This is a genomic window from Actinoplanes sp. HUAS TT8 (genome assembly GCF_051380535.1).
Classification (GTDB): Bacteria; Actinomycetota; Actinomycetes; order Mycobacteriales; family Micromonosporaceae; genus Actinoplanes.
Window position 1 is genome coordinate 5,089,120 of sequence record NZ_CP195646.1, and the last position, 18,963, is coordinate 5,108,082.

13 protein-coding genes and 1 pseudogene are annotated in these 18,963 nt (G+C 70.6%); 5 read left to right on the top strand and 9 right to left on the bottom strand.

The features are described 5' to 3' along the window. Nucleotides 1–40: 40 nt before the first annotated feature. Nucleotides 41–2,281: a formate C-acetyltransferase gene (pflB, locus tag ACSHV8_RS22760; protein WP_436535771.1), complete on the top strand. Its 2,241-nt coding sequence runs from the start codon at nucleotides 41–43 to the stop codon at nucleotides 2,279–2,281. Beyond that, entirely contained in the window at nucleotides 2,278–3,006 is a 729-nt protein-coding gene (pflA, locus tag ACSHV8_RS22765) for a pyruvate formate-lyase-activating protein (protein ID WP_436535772.1), read from the top strand. The genes pflB and pflA overlap by 4 nt, the downstream gene beginning before the upstream one ends. 142 nt (nucleotides 3,007–3,148) lie before the next feature. Here pflA and ACSHV8_RS22770 read toward each other — a convergent pair whose 3' ends face one another. The 3 genes and pseudogenes from ACSHV8_RS22770 to ACSHV8_RS22780 form a co-directional block, all read right to left on the bottom strand. Continuing rightward, complete coding sequence (locus ACSHV8_RS22770; protein WP_436535773.1) at nucleotides 3,149–3,820, bottom strand: hypothetical protein; 672 nt, start codon at nucleotides 3,818–3,820, stop codon at nucleotides 3,149–3,151. Nucleotides 3,821–3,953: 133 nt separating this feature from the next. Next, nucleotides 3,954–4,391 (bottom strand): annotated as a pseudogene (locus ACSHV8_RS22775) (iron-containing alcohol dehydrogenase); the annotation flags it as partial. Then, entirely contained in the window at nucleotides 4,331–5,788 is a 1,458-nt protein-coding gene (locus ACSHV8_RS22780) for an aldehyde dehydrogenase family protein (protein ID WP_436535774.1), read from the bottom strand. The gene ACSHV8_RS22780 and the pseudogene ACSHV8_RS22775, both read right to left, overlap by 61 nt. Before the next feature lie 281 nt (nucleotides 5,789–6,069). Here ACSHV8_RS22780 and ACSHV8_RS22785 point away from each other — a divergent pair, with 281 nt between their 5' ends. Continuing rightward, nucleotides 6,070–7,713 carry a PAS domain S-box protein gene (locus ACSHV8_RS22785; protein ID WP_436536871.1) on the top strand — a complete coding sequence of 548 codons (1,644 nt, stop codon included), beginning with the start codon at nucleotides 6,070–6,072 and terminating at the stop codon, nucleotides 7,711–7,713. Nucleotides 7,714–7,814: 101 nt separating this feature from the next. After that, nucleotides 7,815–11,456 (top strand): S8 family serine peptidase, encoded by a 3,642-nt coding sequence (locus tag ACSHV8_RS22790; RefSeq protein ID WP_436535775.1) that lies wholly within the window; start codon nucleotides 7,815–7,817, stop codon nucleotides 11,454–11,456. 136 nt (nucleotides 11,457–11,592) lie between these two features. Here ACSHV8_RS22790 and ACSHV8_RS22795 read toward each other — a convergent pair whose 3' ends face one another. From ACSHV8_RS22795 to ACSHV8_RS22810, 4 genes are all read right to left on the bottom strand, one after another. Next, nucleotides 11,593–12,783 (bottom strand): PP2C family protein-serine/threonine phosphatase, encoded by a 1,191-nt coding sequence (locus ACSHV8_RS22795; RefSeq protein ID WP_436535776.1) that lies wholly within the window; start codon nucleotides 12,781–12,783, stop codon nucleotides 11,593–11,595. Nucleotides 12,784–12,933: 150 nt separating this feature from the next. Further along, nucleotides 12,934–13,794, bottom strand: coding sequence for an alpha/beta fold hydrolase (locus tag ACSHV8_RS22800; protein ID WP_436535777.1), 861 nt, complete (start codon nucleotides 13,792–13,794; stop codon nucleotides 12,934–12,936). Between the two features lie 7 nt (nucleotides 13,795–13,801). Further along, on the bottom strand, nucleotides 13,802–14,800 hold the full coding sequence (locus ACSHV8_RS22805) for an alpha/beta fold hydrolase (RefSeq protein WP_436535778.1): 999 nt from the start codon (nucleotides 14,798–14,800) through the stop codon (nucleotides 13,802–13,804). Nucleotides 14,801–14,971: 171 nt separating this feature from the next. Beyond that, nucleotides 14,972–15,766 carry an RNA polymerase sigma factor SigF gene (locus tag ACSHV8_RS22810; RefSeq protein WP_436535779.1) on the bottom strand — a complete coding sequence of 265 codons (795 nt, stop codon included), beginning with the start codon at nucleotides 15,764–15,766 and terminating at the stop codon, nucleotides 14,972–14,974. Nucleotides 15,767–15,937: 171 nt separating this feature from the next. Here ACSHV8_RS22810 and ACSHV8_RS22815 point away from each other — a divergent pair, with 171 nt between their 5' ends. After that, nucleotides 15,938–17,080, top strand: coding sequence for a glutathione-independent formaldehyde dehydrogenase (locus ACSHV8_RS22815; protein ID WP_436536873.1), 1,143 nt, complete (start codon nucleotides 15,938–15,940; stop codon nucleotides 17,078–17,080). 70 nt (nucleotides 17,081–17,150) lie between these two features. Here the strand turns inward: ACSHV8_RS22815 and nrfD are convergent, their stop codons facing one another. Then, on the bottom strand, nucleotides 17,151–18,071 hold the full coding sequence (nrfD, locus tag ACSHV8_RS22820) for an NrfD/PsrC family molybdoenzyme membrane anchor subunit (RefSeq protein WP_436535780.1): 921 nt from the start codon (nucleotides 18,069–18,071) through the stop codon (nucleotides 17,151–17,153). A 33-nt stretch (nucleotides 18,072–18,104) separates the two neighbouring features. Then, entirely contained in the window at nucleotides 18,105–18,962 is an 858-nt protein-coding gene (locus tag ACSHV8_RS22825; protein ID WP_436535781.1) for a 4Fe-4S dicluster domain-containing protein, read from the bottom strand. Nucleotide 18,963 lies beyond the last annotated feature (1 nt).

Consider the following 18,963-nt stretch of genomic DNA (forward strand, 5'->3'; position numbering starts at 1 on the left):
GCGCCGGACGGCCAGGCTGGGAGGTGAGCTAGGAGGGGCCATGGCCACCACTTCCCACGACGCCTGGCGGGGATTCCGCGGAACCGGCTGGCGCGAGAGCATCGACGTCGGCGGTTTCATCCACGACAACATCGACCCGTACTCCGGCGATGCCGAGTTCCTGAGCGGACCGACCGATCGCACCACCCGGATCTGGGACCGGCTGCGGGACATGTTCGTCGAGGAGCGCAAACGCGGCATCTACGACGTGGACGCGCACACCCCGTCCTCGATCACCTCGCACGAGCCGGGCTATCTCGACCGCAACCACGAGCTGATCGTCGGCCTGCAGACCAGTGCGCCGCTGCGCCGGGCGATCATGCCGGCCGGCGGGCTGCGGATGGTGCAGAACGGCCTGGCCGCGTACGGGTACAGCCTGGACCCGTACGTCCAAAAGGTCTTCAGCCGATACCGCAAAACGCACAACGACGGCGTGTTCGACGCCTACCCGGCCGACGTGAAGGCGGCCCGCAGTTCGCACATCGTCACCGGGCTGCCGGACGCGTACGGCCGGGGCCGGATCATCGGCGACTACCGTCGGGTGGCCCTCTACGGCGTGGACCACCTCATCGCCGAGCGCCGGGCGGTCAAGGCGGCACTGGACTCGCAGCTGTCGGACGAGGCGGTGATCCGCGACCGGGAGGAGCTGGCCGAGCAGATCCGTGCCCTGGAGGAGCTGCGGTTCATGGCCGACCGGTACGGCCACGACATCTCCGGGCCGGCCTCGACCGGCCGCGAGGCGATCCAGTGGCTGTACTTCGCCTACCTGGGCGCGACCAAGGAGCAGAACGGCGCGGCCATGTCGCTCGGCCGTACCGCAAGCTTCGTCGACGTCTATCTGCAGCGTGACATCGCCGCCGGCGCGCTCACCGAGCAGCAGGCCCAGGAGCTGGTCGACGACTTCGTGATCAAGCTGCGGATCATCCGGTTCCTGCGCACCCCCGAGTACGACCAGTTGTTCTCCGGCGACCCGACCTGGGTCACCGAGGCCCTGGGCGGCGTGGGGTGCGACGGGAGGCCGCTGGTCACCCGCACCAGCTTCCGGTACCTGCAGACGCTCTACAACCTCGGCCCGGCGCCGGAGCCGAACCTGACCGTGCTCTGGTCGCCGGCACTGCCGGAGGGTTTCAAGCGGTTCTGCGCCCAGGTGTCGATGGACACCAGCGCCATCCAGTACGAGAACGACGACCTGATCCGCCCGGCCTACAGCGACGACACCGCGATCGCGTGCTGCGTGTCGGCCATGCGCGTCGGCAAGGACATGCAGTTCTTCGGCGCCCGGGCCAACCTGGCCAAAGCTCTGCTGTACGCGATCAACGGCGGCCGCGACGAGATGACCGGCACGCAGATCGCCCCGGCCACGGCGCCGATCACCGACGACGTGCTCGACTACGACACCGTGTTCGCCGCCTACGACCGCACGCTGGACTGGCTGGCCGAGACGTACGTGGACGCGCTCAACGTCATCCACTACATGCACGACAAGTACGCCTACGAGCGCCTGGAGATGGCCCTGCACGACTACCCGGTGCACCGGTTCATGGCCACCGGGATCGCCGGCCTGTCGGTGGCCGTGGACAGCCTGTCGGCCATCCGGCACGCCCAGGTGAAGGTCATCCGTGACACGACCGGCCTGGCCGTGGACTACGCGATCGACGGCGACTTCCCGACCTTCGGCAACAACGACGACCGGGCCGACGGCATCGCGGTCGACCTGGTCGAGCGGTTCATGACCAAGATCCGGCGGCAGCCCACCTACCGCGACGCCGAGCCCAGCCTGTCGGTGCTGACGATCACCTCGAACGTCGTCTACGGCAAGCACACCGGCAACACCCCGGACGGGCGGCGGGCCGGTGAGCCGTTCGCGCCCGGCGCCAACCCGATGAACGGGCGCGACAAGCACGGCATGGTGGCCGCCGCGCTCTCGGTCACCAAGCTGCCCTACCGCAGCGCCCGGGACGGGATCTCGCTGACCATCACGGTCACCCCGGACGGGCTGGGCCACTCCCGCGACGAGCGGATCGGCAACCTGGCCGGCGTCCTCGACGGCTACACCGACGCGGGCGGCTTCCACATGAACGTCAACGTCCTGGACCGGGCCACCCTGGAGGACGCGATGGCCCACCCCGAGAACTACCCGCAGCTGACCATCCGGGTCTCCGGCTACGCGGTCAACTTCGTCAAGCTCACCGCCGAGCAGCAGCGCGACGTCATCTCCCGCACGTTCCACGGCGCGCTGTGACCGGTTTCGTTCACTCCTTCGACGTCTCCACCGGGGTGGACGGCCCGGGCACCCGGTTCGTCGCGTTCCTGGCCGGGTGCCCGCTGCGCTGCCAGTTCTGCCACAGCCCGGACACCTGGCACCGGCGCAACGGCCGGCCCACCACGGCCGGCGACCTGATGCACGAGATCGCCCGCTACGAGCGATTCATCAAGGTCGCCGGCGGCGGTGTCACGGTCAGTGGCGGTGAGCCTCTGGAACAGCCCGATTTCGTACGGGAGGTCCTGCGCCGCTCGCACGAGCGGGGCCTGCACACCGCCCTGGACACCAGCGGCTTCCTCGGCGATCGGGCCGACGACGAGCTGCTGTCGTACACCGACCTGGTTCTGCTCGACATCAAGTCGGGCGACCCGGCGACGTACCGGAAGGTGACCGGAACCGGTCGCCTGGAACCGACCGTGCGCTTCGCCCACCGCCTCGCCGAGCGAGGCGTCCCGATCTGGGTCCGTTTCGTACTCGTGCCCGGCCTGACCGACGAGCCGGCCAACGTCGACGCCGTCGCCGCGATCGCGGCCTCGGTCCCCACCGTCGAGCGCGTCGAGGTGCTGCCGTTCCACCGGCTCGGCGCCGCGAAATACACCGCGCTGGGCATCCCGTTCCCGCTGGCCGGCACGCCCGCTCCCGACCGGGAGCTGGTGGAGCGGGTCCGCGACCGCTTCCGGGACCACGGCCTGAGCGTGTACTGATCGCCACTTCTCATGACCGTCTGCTCCACCCGCGGCCGATCTCCGGGTGGAGCAGACGGTCGTCATACCCACCGGTGTCGCCCGTTCCCACCCGAGCAAGGCGGGCCCTGACAGCTCAGGGCCCGCCTCGGTGCTGCGAGCGTCAGCCGAGCGCGCCGGCTCCGTAGTAGGCCGCCCGCATGAGCGCCTGCATGTCGTCGAGCATCGGCATCCTCGGGTTGGCCGGGGCGCACTGGTCCTCGTAGGCGTTGAGGGCCTGCTGCGGCAGGGCGGCCAGGAACGCCTTCTCGTCGACCCCGATCTTGGCGAAGGTGGGTTCGATGCCGACCGCGCCGCGCAGCCGCTCGACCGCCTCGGCCAGCGCGGTCACCGCCTCGGCCGGGGTGGTCGCGGGCAGGCCCAGCATGGTGGCGATGTCGGCGAAGCGCTGCGGGGCCCGGTAGTTCTCGTACTTGGGCCAGCCGGACAGCTTCGACGGGGTGCTGCCGTTGTAGCGGATCACGTGCGGCAGCAGCACGGCGTTGGTACGCCCGTGCGCGATGTGGAAGGTCGCCCCGAGCGTGTGCGACATGGCGTGCACGATGCCGAGGAAGGCGCTGCCGAACGCCATGCCGGCGATCGTCCCGGCGTTGTGCATCCGTTCCCGGGCCTCGCTGTCGCCGTCGACCACCGACCGTTCCAGGTTCGCGAAGATCAGCCGGATGGCCTGCAGGGCGAGCCCGTCGGTGAAGTCGTTGGCGTAGACCGACACGTACGCCTCGATCGCGTGGGTGAGCGCGTCGAAGCCGCTGTCGGCCGCGATCTTCCGCGGCATGCTGGCGGTCAGCGACGGGTCGACGATCGCGACGGTCGGCGTCAGCGCGTAGTCGGCCAGCGGGTACTTCTTGCCGGTGCGGTGGTCGGTGATGACCCGCGAACGGGGTCACCTCGGCCCCGGTACCCGAGGTGGTCGGCACGCAGACCAACTGGGCCTTCTCCCCCAGGGTGGGGAACGCGAACGCCCGCTTGCGGATGTCGAAGAACTTCTCCCGCATGTCGGCGAAGTCGATCTCCGGGTGCTCGTACTTGAGCCACATCACCTTGGCCGCGTCCATCGCCGAGCCGCCCCCGAGCGCGATGATCGTGTCCGGCCGGAACGAGCGCATCAACTCGGCGCCGCGCTCGACCGTGGTCATCCGCGGCTCGGGTTCCACGTCGTCGATGATCTGCACGACCACCCGCTCCGGGCGGCGCTGCAGCACCTGGTCGATGCGCTCCACGAAGCCCAGCCGGGTCATCGTCTCGTCGGTGATCACGGTGACGCGCCGCACGTCGGGCATGTCGGTCAGGTACCGGATGGCGTACGGCTCGAAGTAGATCTTGGAAGGCACTTTGAACCACTGCATGTTGTTGGTGCGCCGCCCGATCCGCTTGACGTTGATGAGGTGTTGACCGCCGAGACGTTGTTGGACACCGAGTTGTGCCCGTAGCTGCCGCACCCGAGCGTCAGCGACGGCAGGAACGCGTTGTACATGTCCCCGATGCCGCCCTGCGACGCCGGCGAGTTCCAGATGACCCGGACGGCCTTGACCCGCTGCCCGAACTCGACGACCAGCTGCTCGTCCTCGGTATGGATGACCGCGCTGTGCCCGAGCCCATGGATCTCGACCATCGCGGCGGACGCGTCCAGCCCCTGCTCGCGCGACGCGACCCGGAGCACCGCCAGCACCGGGCAGAGCTTCTCCCGGGTCAGCGGCTCGGCCGGGCCGACCTCGCCGACCTCGGCCAGGATCACCGAGGTGTCGGTGGGCACGGTGAAGCCGGCCCGCTCGGCGATCCACGCAGCCGGCTGCCCCACCACGTCGGGGTTGAGTTTCGCGCCGCTGCAGGCCGCGCCGAACGCGGTCGCGCCGAAGATGAACTGCTCCAGCAGTCGCTTCTCCTCGGCCGAGGCGACATGCGCGTGCAGGGTGCGGAACTCCTCGACGGCGGCGTCGTAGACCTCGCCGTCGATGATGGCGGCCTGCTCGGAGGCGCAGATCATGCCGTTGTCGAACGACTTCGACAACACGATGTCGTTGACCGCCCGCTTGAGCTTGGCGCTCGCCTCGATATAGGCCGGCACGTTGCCCGCGCCCACCCCCAGGGCCGGCTTTCCCGCCGAGTAGGCGGCCCGGACCATGCTGTTGCCGCCGGTGGCCAGGATCGTGGCCACGCCCGGGTGATGCATCAGGGCGGTGGTGGCCTCGACCGACGGGTGCTCGATCCACTGGATGCAGTTGGCCGGTGCTCCGGCCGCGATCGCCGCGTCACGCACGATCCGGGCCGCCTCGGCGCTGCACCGCTGCGCCGCCGGGTGGAAGGCGAAGATGATCGGGTTACGGGTCTTGAGCGCCAGCAGGGCCTTGAAGATGGCCGTCGAGGTCGGGTTCGTGACCGGCGTGATGCCGGCGACCACGCCGACCGGGTCGGCGATCTCGGTGATGCCGGCGATCTCGTCCTGGCTGATCACCCCGACCGTGCGCAGCTTGGCCATGCTGTGCGTGACGTGCTCACAGGCGAAGATGTTCTTGACCGCCTTGTCCTCGAACACCCCGCGGCCGGTCTCCTCCACGGCCAGGCGGGCCAGCGCGGCATGCCGGTCGAGGGCCGCCACCGACGCCTTCTTGACGATGTGATCGATCGTCGCCTGATCGAACGAGTCATAGTCGGCGAGCGCCTTCGCACCGGCATCCACCAGGGCATCAATCATGATCGAGACGTCCGGGCCGGACGAGGTCGCATCATGCAGGTCCGCGGTCATGAACTTGTCACCTCAACAGTCGTTGGCGTCGGCACCCGGACGGGATGCCGTGAACCGGCCACACCTCCATGTCACTCGCCGGCCGGCGCCGGGGACAGGGCCACAGGTCCCGCCCGCGCGGGCCGAAACGGCGGCCGCGATCGCGGGCGCGGGGATAAGTCAGCCCGACGGGAACCGGCAGAACGCGGTGGCGGCGGCCGCCCAGGAGCAGACTTGACCTGGTCACGCGCGCACGTCAGCGCGTGGCCTAGACATGATCAGGGAGCCTCGACGTGTCCGACATGATGGACGACTTGCTCGGCTCGCCGCCGGAGCACGGCGCCACGCGGGCGAGCACGCTGTTCGAGCAACTGCTCGACGCCGCTCCGGACGCGACTCTGGGGGTGGACAGCAGCGGCCGGATCGTCTTCGTCAACGATCAGGCCGTCCGGATCTTCGGCTACGAGCGCGGCGAGCTGCTCGGCCGGCGCATCGAGACCCTCGTCCCGGACGACGTGACCGCGCGGCACCGCGGTCTGCGCGAACGCTACCTGGCCGCGCCGGCCCACCGGGCGATGGGCAGCGGCAATCCGTTGTACGCCAAGCGCAAGGACGGCACGGTTTTTCCCGCCGAGATAAGCCTCAGCGGGTTGCGCACCGACAACGGGATGATCGTGTCGGCGGCGATCCGTGACATCGGCGATCGCATCCGGATGGAACAGGAACGCGCCCAGCTTCGCCAGGAGGCCGATCAGGCCAAATTGCAGGAGAAGTTGCAGCGGACCCAGCGGATCGAGAGTCTCGGCCAACTCGCCGGAGGCATCGCCCACGACTTCAACAACCTGCTCGGCGTGATCCTCAACTACGCGGACTTCATCTGCGAGCACACCGCCGGGAACCCGGACCGGCCGGCGGCGCCCGGCCTGGCCGAGGTGCACCAGGACGCTCAGCAGATCATGCGGGCCGCCCGGCGGGGCACCGACCTGACCCGGCAACTGCTGGCCTTCGCCCGGCAGGACGTCACCCGGCCGCAGGCCGTCCGGGTCGACGACGTGCTGCACAGTGTCGAGGACATGCTGCGGCGTTCGATCGGCGAGCACATCATGCTCGTCGTCCGCCGTGAGCCGGAGTGCCGACACGTCCTGATCGACCCCGGACAACTGGAACAGGTCCTGGTCAACCTGGTCGTCAACGCCCGCGACGCGATGCCCGCCGGCGGTACCCTGACGATCGACTCCGCCCGGCTGGTCATCGACTCCGACTACCTGGCATACCAGCCCGCGCTCAAGCCGGGTACATATCAGCGGCTGCGGGTCAGCGACACCGGCACGGGCATGCCGCGCGACATCGTCGACCGGGTCTTCGAGCCCTTCTTCACCACGAAGCCGACCGGTCAGGGCACCGGGCTCGGCCTGGCCATGGTCTACGGCATCGTCACCGCCGCGGGCGGCAGCGTCGGCATCTACTCGGAGGAGGGCCTGGGGACGACCATCAACATCATGTTGCCGATCACCGATCAGCGCACCGGTGACGCGGCCGCGCCCGGCCCGGCCGGCCATGACCTCGGCGGGCACGGGGAGACCGTGCTCCTGGCCGAGGACGAGCCCGCCCTGCGACAGGTCTGCTGCCGGCTGCTGGACAGCAACGGGTACCACGTACTCGTGGCCGACGACTGTGCCGGTGTGCTGGAGCTGTGCCGATCCTATGCCGGCAGCATCGACCTGCTGCTCACCGATGTGGTCATGCCGCAGATGCTCGGCACCGACCTGGCCGAGCGGATCACCGGCGTGCACCCGGAGACCCGGGTCCTGTTCATGTCCGGCTACGCCACGCCGGTCCTGGCCGCCCAGGGTCACCTCGACCCGGGGATCGCCCTGTTGGAGAAGCCGTTCAGCCGCGTCGAGCTGCTCACCGCCGTCAGCCACGTCCTGCACAGCACCGGTTGACCGGCCCCGACAGGCCGACGCGCACCCGCGCCATCGACGGGCGCCGCAATGCGTGCACTTAAAAGAGATGAACGCGTAACACAGGATCTTCATAGTTTTCGATGTCGACCACATCGATCACCCTGAGGATCCCGTTGTCACTGTCGCGCGTACGCGGATTCGGGCTGGTAGCACTGTGTGCCACCCCGTTTGCACTCCTCCCGGCCTCACCAGCGGCCGCCACTGAACCGGTCAAGGCGATCACCCTCGCCGCGACCGTCACCCTGATCACCGGGGACAAGGTCACCACGACCGCCGACGGCGGCGTCCAGGTCCGCGACGGATCCGGTGAACCGACCGGATATCTCTCGCACCGCCAGGACGGGGACACCTACGTCTACCCCCACGACGTACTTCCGTATCTGGCCTCCGGTCTTCTCGACGAGAACCTGTTCAACATCACCGAACTGGTGGCCGACGGGTACGACGACGCCCACAGCGATCGCATCCCGCTGATCGTCACCTACACCGGCGCCGCTGCCCGCGCCCGTTCGGCCGCCGCACCGGCCGGGGCCGCCGACGTCCGTCCGCTGCCGAGCATCCAGGGCGCCGCCCTCACCGCGGACCGGGCGGGCGCCTTCTGGTCGTCGGTGACCGGCACGTCGATGCGTACCCTCGCCGGGTCTGGAATTTCCAAGATCTGGCTGGACGGCAAGGCCCGGGCCGACCTGACCGAGAGCACCGCGCAGATCGGCGCCCCCGCGGTCTGGCAGGGCGGCGACACCGGCTCCGGGGTGGACGTGGCCGTGCTGGACACCGGCATCGACACCGGTCACCCGGATCTGGCCGGCCCGGTCGTGGCCACCGAGTCGTTCGTCCCCGGCGAGTCGATCGAGGACGGCAAGGGGCACGGCACGCACGTCGCCTCCACCATCGCCGGCACCGGCGCGGCGTCGGGCGGCACCGAGCACGGCGTGGCCACCGGCGCCCGCCTGCACATCGGCAAGGTGCTCGGCAACGACGGGTTCGGCCAGGAGTCCTGGATCATCAGCGGCATGGAGTGGGCGGTCCGCGACCAGCACGCCCGCATCGTGAACATGAGCCTGGGCGCCGATCCGAGCGACGGCACCGACCCGATGAGCCTGGCCGTCGACGCACTCAGCGCGGAGACCGGCGCGCTGTTCGTCATCTCGGCCGGCAACGCGGGCCCGGGGGCGTACTCGGTGGGCACGCCCGGTGCGGCCGACGCGGCCCTGACCGTGGGCGCGGTCGACAGTCACGACCTGCTCGCGTTCTTCTCCAGCCAGGGCCCGCGCGTCGGTGACCGCGCGCTCAAGCCGGACCTGACCGCGCCCGGCGTGGACATTCTGGCCGCCCGCTCGCACTACATCGACGAGGGCGAGGGCTCCTACCTGACGATGAGCGGCACGTCGATGGCTGCCCCGCACGTCACCGGCGCCGCCGCCCTGCTCGCCGCCGCGCAACCCGGCCTGACCGGGCAGCAGCTCAAGGACGCCCTGGTCAGCACCACCGCGCCGACCCCGACGGTCACCGCCTACCAGGGCGGCAGCGGGCGGCTGGACGTCGCCGCGGCGGTCGCCTCGCCGGTGTTCGCCGGCGGCACGGTGAACTTCGGCTATCCGGCCTACCCGGACGCGCCGGCCGGTCCGGTCGACCGGGAGATCACCTATACCAACGTGACCGGCCAACCGGTCACGTTGAGCCTGGCCACGACGCTCGACCTGCTCAGCCTGTCGGCGAAGCAGATCACCGTCCCGGCGCACGGCAGCACCGCGGTGACGGTGTCGACCTCGTTCCACCGGGTGCCGGCCGATGTGCCCTTCTCGGGTTACGTCACCGCGACCGCGGGGGCGATCAACCTGCGTACGTCGGTGGCCGTCGGCCAGGAAGGCGTGCGCCACCACCTGGTCTTCCACGCCACCGACCGCGCCGGGGCACCCCTGTCCGGCCAGCTCGTGCTGCTCGGCCGGGACACCACCCGGACCGAGCAGATCGACGCGAGCGGCACCCTCGACCTGCGACTGCCGGAGGACACGTACACCGCCTGGTTCAGCGCCGACGTCCAGGGCGTCAACGGCGCCTCGTCGCGCGGCCTGGCCATCCTGCCGGTCACCGAGATCACCCTGGACCGGGACCGGGCCGTCGCCCTGGACGCCCGAGCGGCCCACCGGATCACCGCGACCACGCCCCAGAAATCCACTGTGACCACCGCCCGCTTCGAGATCATCCGGGAGGTCGCCGGGAACCCGTGGCTGGACGCCTGGTACGCCGGACCCCAGTACGACAGCGTCTGGGTGCTGCCGACCGCCAAGGTCGAGCAGGGGTTGTTCACCTTCGCCGCCCGCTGGCGCCTGACCCAGCCCGCACTCACCGTCGACGGCTACGACGACCTGCGGGTCCAGCGCGGCGCCACCCCGCTGCCGGCCGACGTCCGCAGCCTGGACGCGGTCCTCACCCCCGCCACCGCCCGAGGCAAAGCGCTGGTCGTCCGGTCCGGTGACACGGACTCGCTGCCGGAGCAGGCAGCCGCGGCCGCCGCGGCGGGCGCCCGGCTGCTGCTGGTCGTCAACGACGGTCCGGGCCGTCTGGCCCCATGGCCGGGCTCGGTGTGGGCGCCGGCCGATCCGCCGCCGATCACCGTGGCCACCCTCACCGCCGACGAGGGCGCGAAACTGATCGCCCGGATCCAGCGCTCGCGCGGCGTCCGGCTCGACATCACTTCCAACCCCACCACGGCGTACGCGTACGACCTGGTCAACGACTATCCGAACGTGATCCCGGCCGACCTGACCTACCGGGCCACCGCCCGCAACCTGGCCCGCATCGACGTGTCGTTCCGCAACTGGCGTCCCGGCCGAGCCCTGGAACAGCGCGCCGACACCGACCCGCTGGGATCAACCGCCTTCTTCGAGTACGCCGAGACACCCGCCCGCGCCGACCGCACCGACTGGGTCACCGCCGGCGAGAAATGGGTCGGTGACGTGCTGATCCCCGGCGAGCAGGCCCAGCACACGGCCCCCACCGCCTACCGGGCCGGTTCGGTCCAGCAGGAACACTGGTTCGGCCCGATCCAGCGCCCCCGGCTCGTCGACAACGGCAACGGCCTGGCCGTGTTCCGCCAGGAAGGCAACTGGTTCTTCGCCAACATCCCCGGTTGGGGCGACTCCGGGACCGCCCACGAAGGCACCACCAACGAGAATCCGGCCGCGAACAACGTGGTCAGCCTCTACCAGGGCAGCCGCCTGGTCGCTCAGAACGACCGGTACAACCCGCTGCTGCGGGCCGGCGGACTGGACCCGGCCCGGCTGCCGTACCACCTGATCTCGGAGAACAGCCGGGACACGTGGCCCGGCCCGTACTCGACAAACACCCGCACCGCGTGGGCCTTCACCTCCGGCGACGTCGCGCCGGGAACCCTCGACTCACCGGCCCTGATCCAACTCGACTACGCGGTCGACACCGACCCCGACGGTCGCGCCCGCCGCGACTTCGACCTGACCGTCACCGCCTCCACCCTGGCCACAGCCACCAGCCCCGGCCGGATCAGCGGAATCACGGTCGAAATCTCCTACGACGACGGCCACACCTGGCACCGAACCACCCAACGCCGCTGCGCAACCGGCTGGACCACCCACATCCAGGCGCCGCGAAACGCTCAGTTCGTCACCCTGCGCACGACCGCCCACGACGACAAGGGCAACGCGGTCGACCAGACGATCACCCGCGCGTTCGGCCTACGTTGACCGACCGGGGTGTGGGGCCGCGCGCTCCACACCCCGGTCCGGCACGACCCGGCTGCGCGGCTGGGCCGGTCACGCCCAGCGAGATGCTCCTGTCCTGCTCGGGCACCTCGAAGTCGAGCCGGCCGAGCCGCACGCCCTAGCCGTTCACGGTCAGGGCGATCAGGGCGATGTCGTCGTCGACCACGGTGAACATGGCGAGCAGACCGGCGAGTGCCTCGACGACCGCCGGCGCGCTGGTCGGGCCCAGGCCCTGCGCGAACTCGAGCAGCGCCTCGTCGCCGTACCGGCCGCCGGTCCGGGTCCGGGCCTCGGTCAGCCCATCGCTGTACAGGACCAGCGTGTCGCCCATGGCCAGGGAAATGGTCCGGGCGGCCAAGCGCGGCTCGGCCAGGATGCCGACCAGGGTTCCGCCGTCCGTCGTGTGGTAGGCGGCGGAGCCGTCCGACCGCACCACCAGCGGGGGCGGATGCCCACCGGAGGCCACCGTGGCGGTGTATCCGTCGCCCTGCCGTTCGAGAACCCCGAAGACGACAGTGCAGTGCCGGTGTCCCGACGCGGCATAGTCCTGGAACAGGACGGTGTTGAGATTGCGCAGCACCGCGATCGGCTCGGAGTCGTAGACGGCGGCCGCGCGCAGCGTGTAGCGGGCGGCGGCAGTCACCGCGGCGGCCTCCACTCCCTTGCCCCGGACGTCTCCGAGGAAGAAGCCCCATCGGCCACCGGAGAGCGGGAACAGATCGTAGAAGTCTCCGCCGACCTCGTCCGGTGAGGCCATGTGGTAGTGCGACGCCGTCGTCATGCCGGGCGGAACCGCGAGCGTGGCCGGCAGCAGGCTGCGCTGGAGGCCGGCGACGAGCACGCGCAGCCGGTCGCGTTCGCGATCGGCGGTCTGCCGGGCGTCCAGCAGCTGATTCTCGTAGGCACGCCGTTCCCGGGCATCGAACACGGTGGTTCGGATCATCAGCGGAGTGCCGGTGAGGCCGAGCCGGACAACGGAGGTGATCAGGATCGGCAGAGGTGCACCGGCGGTCCTGATCACCAGCGCGATCCCCCGGACCTCGCCCTGCAGCCGCAGCAGCGGCACACAGTGGGTCTCGTAGAGCAGACGGCTGCCGGGCGTCAGCAGGTCGCCGAAGCGCCGACGGCCGACCAGGTCCGCACCGGTAGACCCGAGCCAGGCGAGCAGCGTGAGGTTGATCTTGGCGATCGTGCCGTCCGGGAGCGTGGAGACGAAGCCGCACGGCGCATTGTCGTACAGATCATCGAGATCGTCCTCCAGCAGTGCCGGAAACGGTGAGGCGGCGGCGGGTACCGGCCGGGGCGGCACCTCGCTCCGGCGGCGTGACCGGCGGTGGAGCGGCCACACTAGGTGCGGACGCAGTCGGCGCTCGAAAGCCCTGGTCGTTTCACCCGCCAAGTCTCTCACCCGGCGACACAGCACGTCGCCTCCCGACCACGTGCCCGGCAGTTGGAAGGATCAGGCCCCCGTGACGGCTTCGGTCCCGGCGAACCTGCGCGCCACCGCGGCGGTCTCGACGCCGGCCGTGGTGACCGCGTTGTGGGCGGCGCCGTCGATGGTCACCACCGCTACCCGGTCCAGGCGGGTGCCCATCCGCTCGAGCCACGACCGCGGCGCGATCGCGTCCCGGCCGCCCCGGACCAGCAGGGCCGGCACGTGGACCGCCGCGAGTTTGCCGTAGATGTCATCGGCGACCGCATGGCGCAGCGTCCGCCGGATGCGGCGCACACCGGCTTCCCGGATGTCGCGGGCCAGGATCGGCGCCTGCCGCACGTCCTCGTGGACCAGGTCCCGCAGCAGCCGCCGGGTCTGTCCCCACGCGGAGGCGGCCGCCGGGTCGGTGGTCGGTCCGACCAGGACGAGCACGCCGACCAGGTCCGGGCGGCGCACGGCCAGCTCGACGGCGACCTGGCAGCCGAAGGAGTTGCCGAGCAGCGCGGCACGGCTGAGACCGAGCGTGTCCATCAGCCCGGCGACGGTCCGGGCGTGTTCGGCGACGTCCAGCACGGCGACCGGTTTGCCGGAGAGCCCGAAGCCCGCCAGGTCGGGCACGTACACCGAGCCCGGCCCGAGACGGCGTGCGGTGGGCATGAGGTAGCGGTGGGATACCGCGAGCCCGTGCAGCAACACCCACGGTGTCGCCGCCGGGTCGCCCGCTCGCCGGCGTACGTGCAGGTGAAGTTCCCCGCAACGGATCCGATCGCTGACGAAGCCGTCGGCGTCACCGGGCGCGGCCAGCGCCGCTTGACGATCCCGGGGGCCGAGGCGTCCCGGGCGCCGGACGCGCAGGTCACGCGGCGTGTTGGAGGTGGGATTCATGACCGGATCACCGGTGCGCGAGCATGTCACGCCAGTCGGCTTCGGCGTACCGGAATGGTGTCGTCGTGTCGAGGAAGCGATGCAGGACGGGAAGCAGCCGGTCGGTGTGGGTCTCGTGCGGGTAGTGCCCGGCACCGTCGATCTCGAGTTCCTGCGGCTCGGTCAGCAGGGCGGCGGCGGCCCGGTGGTGCGCCGGCGGGATGGTCCGGTCGTTGCTACCCCACACGAGCAGCACCGGCAGGCCGGCGAGTTGCCGCAGGTGCCGGACGGCACTGACGGTCTGCCCACGCCAGTCGATCACGGTCCTGGCCGTACGGATGAAGGTGCGGCGCTGTCCGCGATGGGTGAGCCGGCGCAGCCCTTCGGCCAGCGGCCGCGCATCCGGCCTGGCCAGCAGCCGGGGCGTGACCGCGGCGGCCAGTGACAACGCTCGCCGGGTGAGCGGTTCCGGCAGCAGGGCCAGTCCCGCCACGACAGTTTCGGCGCCGGGCAGGGTGGCCGCGCGCAACATCGGGGTGAGCTGCGGGCCGAGGCCGCCGCTGCTGATCAGCACCAGCCTCTCGACGCGCTCGGGGAACTGGTAGGCGAACTGCAGGGCCACGCCGCCGCCGAGGCTGTGCCCGATGACGGTCGCCGCGGGGTGCCCGAGCACGACGAGAAGGTCGCGCAGTGCGGCGGCGAGCGCCCCGAGAGAGTAGTCACCGGCCGGCGGGTCGGATTCGCCGTGGCCGGGCAGGTCGGGCGCGATCACGGTGTGCGTGGCGGCGAGATCCTCGATGACGTGATCCCAGGTGCGGCGGCTGCCGCCGAGTCCGTGGACGAGCAGTAGCGGTTCGCCGCTACCGGCTGTGCTGTAGGCGATGGAACTGTCCCCGGTCCGTACCCGGCCCTGGCTGATGATGTTCGTGATGAGTGCGCTCCGATGGCGATGTGGTCGATCGCCGGTCGGGCCTCGGCCGGAAAGTCCCTGTGCCCAGGGTGTGCCTCCTCGAACGGAGGCCGACACGGTCCTCGACGCGGCCGAAGCCGGCGGGTGGACGTGATCGGCGGACGAGCGAGGCCGCGAATTCTGGACGGCCCGCCACCGGCCGCGATCTGCTGCACGGCGGTGGCGTCGTTGTCGAACCAGTCCTTCATGCCCAGCGGACGCTCCCGCAAACGCCGAAGGCCGGATCGATCAGGCGTCGATGGTGTCCAGGTGGCGGCGCAGCTTGGTGAGGGCCTTGGTGAGCAGGCGGGACACGTGCATCTGGGAGACGCCGATCTGCTCGGCGATCTGCTGCTGGGTCAGGTTGCCGTAGAAGCGCAGGGTGACGATCCGCTGCTCGCGCTCGTCGAGCTTGGACATGGCCGGGCCGAGTGCGATGCGGGCTTCGGCCTCGGCGAACGCGGTGTCCTCGCCGCCCAGGGTCTCCCCCAGTTCGGTGCCGCCTTCGCTGATCGGCGTGGACAGGCTCGTCGAGTTGTAGGCGCGGGCGCCTTCCAGGCCCTCGATGACCTCGTCCTCGCTGATCTCCAGGTGCTTGGCGATATCGGCGACGGTCGGGGCGCGGCCCAGCGTGTGGCTCAGCGCGTTGTTGGCCCCGGTGATGGCCAGCCGCAGCTCCTGGAGCCGGCGGGGAACCCGTACGCTCCAGGTCTTGTCCCGGAAGTGCCGCTTGAGCTCGCCGACGATGGTCGGGATGGCGAAGCCGGCGAAGTCGACGCCACGGTCGGCCTCGAACCGGTCGACCGCCTTGATCAGCCCGACCACCGCGACCTGGTACAGGTCGTCGCGCGGCTCACCGCGGTTGGCGTAGCGGCGCGACAGGTGCCCGGCCAGGGGCAGCCACGCCTCGATCGCGCGGTCGCGCAGCCCGGGCCGGGAGGGGTGGCCGGCGGGGAGGGCCGCCATCGCCGCGATCAACTCACTGGCCTGGTCGGTGCTGGTCGCAGCATCGTCAAGGACAGCAGTGTCAGCAATGACAGTCATGCGGAACTCCTCGTAATCAACCACCACGTCAAGATCTGCGCCGTAGATGCCCGGCCGTTCGCAGCCGAAAACCACCCGAACGGCTATCAAACTACGTACAAATGGCGGTTGCTCATGTCGCATGGCAAAGGGTGCCTCGGGTATCCGGCGACCATGACCAAGAGCGAAACGATGAAAGCGGTGGTGTACCGAGGTCCGCGCGAGGTGAGCGTCGCCGAGGTCCCGAAGCCGATGATCCAGGCGCCGACCGACGCGATCGTGCGGATCACCACGACCAACATCTGCGGTTCCGACCTGCACATGTACGAGGGTCGCACCTCGGTCGAGCAGGGCAAGGTCCTCGGGCACGAGAACATGGGCATCGTCGAGCGGGTCGGTGACGCGGTCGGCCGGATCAAGGTCGGCGACCGGGTGTCGGTGCCGTTCAACATCGCCTGCGGCACCTGTCGCAACTGCGTGGGCGGCTGGACCAGCTACTGCCTGCGGACCAATCCGATCGACGGGGTCGACGGCGCCGCCTACGGCTACGCGAACATGGGCCCCTACGACGGCGGGCAGGCCGAGTTCCTGCGTGTGCCGTTCGCCGACTTCAACCTGCTCGAACTGCCCGCCGGCACCGAGCACGAGAACGACTTCACCATGCTGTCGGACATCTTCCCGACCGGCTGGCACGGCACCGAGCTGGCCGGCATGCAGCCCGGGGACCGGGTCGCGGTGTTCGGCGCCGGGCCGGTGGGCCTGCTCGCCGCGCACAGCGCCATGATCCGCGGCGCCTCCGAGGTGTACGTCGTCGACAAGGAACGTGACCGGCTCGACCTGGCCGGCAAGATCGGTGCGACCCCGGTGGACTTCTCCAAGGGTGACCCGGTCGAGCAGATCCTGGACGCCACCGGCGGCCGCGGCACCGACTGCGGCGTCGAGGCGGTCGGCTACCAGGCGCACGATCCGTCCGGTGAGGAGCACCCGGAACTGGTGCTGGACAACCTGGTCAAGGTGGTCCGTTCCACCGGCGGCATCGGCGTGGTCGGCGTCTACGTGCCGCAGGACCCGGGCGCGCCGACCGAGCAGGCGAAGAACGGCCGGATCGCGTTCGACTACGGCACGTTCTTCACCAAGGCCCAGCGGATGGGCACCGGCCAGTGCCCGGTGATGCGCTACAACCGCCACCTGCGGGACCTGATCATCACCGGCCGGGCCCAGCCGTCGTTCCTGGTCTCGCACGAGCTGCCGTTGACCGACGCGGCCGACGGCTACGCCAAGTTCGACCAGCGCGAAGCCGGCTGGACCAAGGTCCTGCTGCGCCCCGGTTCCTGACCTTTCGGGCTCTCCCCGACTGAACCGTCGGGGAGAGCCCGAAAAACCACAATCCAAGGCCGACCGCCGATTACGTACGGGCGGCCAGCCGTTCCCGTTGCGGAACCACCGTGTACTTCGGGTCCTTCGCCGACGCAACTCCCGCCTCGAAGATGCCGAAGCGGGTGCAGGCCGACCCGGCCAGCAGTGCCAGCCCGGACGCCACCGCGGCCACGCGACTGCGCCGCCCGAACAGCGCCCCGCCCACGGCCCCGCCGATGGTCAGCACCCGCGAGGCCGTCATCAGCCGCCCGGCCTTACCGCTGCGATACGTCTCCGCGACCATGCCCATACGCTTCTCCGACACCGCCGACGACGCCGTCTCCAGGGCGGCACCGAGCAACGCCAGCCGGCGAGCCGGTCCGGCCTGCGCGGTCGGCGCGGCGATCATCCCGAGTCCACCGGCCGCGGCCGCCGCCGACCCGACGAAGGTGAAGGGCAGCTCCCCGTGGGCGCCGTGCCAGGCCGGCACCGCGGTGTCGGCCAGCAGCACTCCGGTGTACGCGGCCACGGCCGGCCCGGTCAGCGCCGCCCCCGCGGTGGCCGCCTTCCCGATCCCCGGGAACAGTCCGGTCACCGACGTGGCCGCCGCGACCCCGGCCAGGGGTCCGTAGGTGGCCAGGATCCACGAGCCCACACTCATCGGCGAGGTCGGCTTGAACACCCGCAGCATGTTGGCGAACCGTTCCGGCCGGCCCAGGTCGTGGACGAGTGCGGCCGTCGAGCCGCCGATCGCCGCCAGCGCGGCCACCTTGCCCGCCCGGGCCAGCGCCGGGCGGCCGGTCAGTTCGGCGCCGGCCGCCAGCACCGACGACGCCCCGGCCAGCCCGCCCAAGAACAGGTAGCCGGCGATGTCGAGCGCACCCCAGCGCGGCGGGTTCAGGATCGGCCGCCCGTAGTAGGACGTGAACTCGGCCCGCGGCACCATCATGCGTTCGCGTTTACGGCTCATCATGACCTCCGAACGAGGAACGTTCGCGGCTCATCAGGGCCTCCGGCCGAGGAAGCTGACCGCCGCGCCGGCCAGCAGGGTGAGCGCGGCCAGCCCGGCCCGCTTCCACATCCTGGGCAGGTCGGTGGTGGTGACGACCGGGTCCGGCGGCAGCCCGTACGTCTCCGGCTCGTCGAGCAGCAGGAAGAACGCGCCGTCCCCGCCGACCCCGTCATCCGGGTCGGCCCCGTACAACCGGGCCTCCTCGACGCCGCGCTGGTGCAGCGTCTCGACCCGCTGGGCGGCGCGTTCCCGCAGCTCGTCGAGGGGGCCGAACTGGATCGACTCGGTCGGGCAGGCCTTGGCGCAGGCCGGTTCCTGCCCGTTGCCGAGCCGGTCGTAGCACATCGTGCACTTGAAGGCGCGGCCGTCGCCCGGGCGCTGGTCGATGACTCCGTACGGGCAGGCCGGCACGCAGTAACCGCAGCCGTTGCAGATGTCCTGCTGCACCACGACCGTGCCGAACTCGGTGCGGAACAGCGCGCCGGTCGGGCAGACGTCCAGGCAGGCCGCGTGCGTGCAGTGCTTGCAGACGTCGGAGGACATCAGCCACTTGACCCCGGCGCCGTCCTCGACCGGCTTGGACTGCTCGATGAAGGCGACGTGCCGCCACGTGTCAGCGCTGAGCCCGACACTGTTGTCGAACGACATGCCGGTCAGGTTCAGCCCGTCCTCGGGCACGTCGTTCCAGGTCTTGCAGGCCACCTCGCACGCCTTGCAGCCGATGCAGACCGAGGTGTCGGTGAAGAACCCCATCCGCGGCGGGTGGTCGGTGTATCCGACGTCGGTGGCCGGGTCGGCGGTGGCGTTGAAGACCGGCAGTTTCGCCCCGGAGATCAGCTGCTCGGCCATC

Excerpts from the sequence above, each read along its gene's own strand:
- ACSHV8_RS22825 (WP_436535781.1), bottom strand. The coding sequence starts at position 18,962 with ATGGCCGAGCAGCTGATCTCCGGGGCGAAACTGCCGGTCTTCAACGCC.
- ACSHV8_RS22810 (WP_436535779.1), bottom strand. The coding sequence starts at position 15,766 with ATGACTGTCATTGCTGACACTGCTGTCCTTGACGATGCTGCGACCAGC.
- ACSHV8_RS22790 (WP_436535775.1), top strand. The coding sequence starts at position 7,815 with ATGTCGACCACATCGATCACCCTGAGGATCCCGTTGTCACTGTCGCGC.
- pflB (WP_436535771.1), top strand. The coding sequence starts at position 41 with ATGGCCACCACTTCCCACGACGCCTGGCGGGGATTCCGCGGAACCGGC.
- ACSHV8_RS22800 (WP_436535777.1), bottom strand. The coding sequence starts at position 13,794 with ATGAATCCCACCTCCAACACGCCGCGTGACCTGCGCGTCCGGCGCCCG.
- ACSHV8_RS22815 (WP_436536873.1), top strand. The coding sequence starts at position 15,938 with ATGAAAGCGGTGGTGTACCGAGGTCCGCGCGAGGTGAGCGTCGCCGAG.
- nrfD (WP_436535780.1), bottom strand. The coding sequence starts at position 18,071 with ATGAGCCGTAAACGCGAACGCATGATGGTGCCGCGGGCCGAGTTCACG.
- ACSHV8_RS22785 (WP_436536871.1), top strand. The coding sequence starts at position 6,070 with ATGATGGACGACTTGCTCGGCTCGCCGCCGGAGCACGGCGCCACGCGG.
- ACSHV8_RS22770 (WP_436535773.1), bottom strand. The coding sequence starts at position 3,820 with ATGCCGCGGAAGATCGCGGCCGACAGCGGCTTCGACGCGCTCACCCAC.
- ACSHV8_RS22780 (WP_436535774.1), bottom strand. The coding sequence starts at position 5,788 with ATGACCGCGGACCTGCATGATGCGACCTCGTCCGGCCCGGACGTCTCG.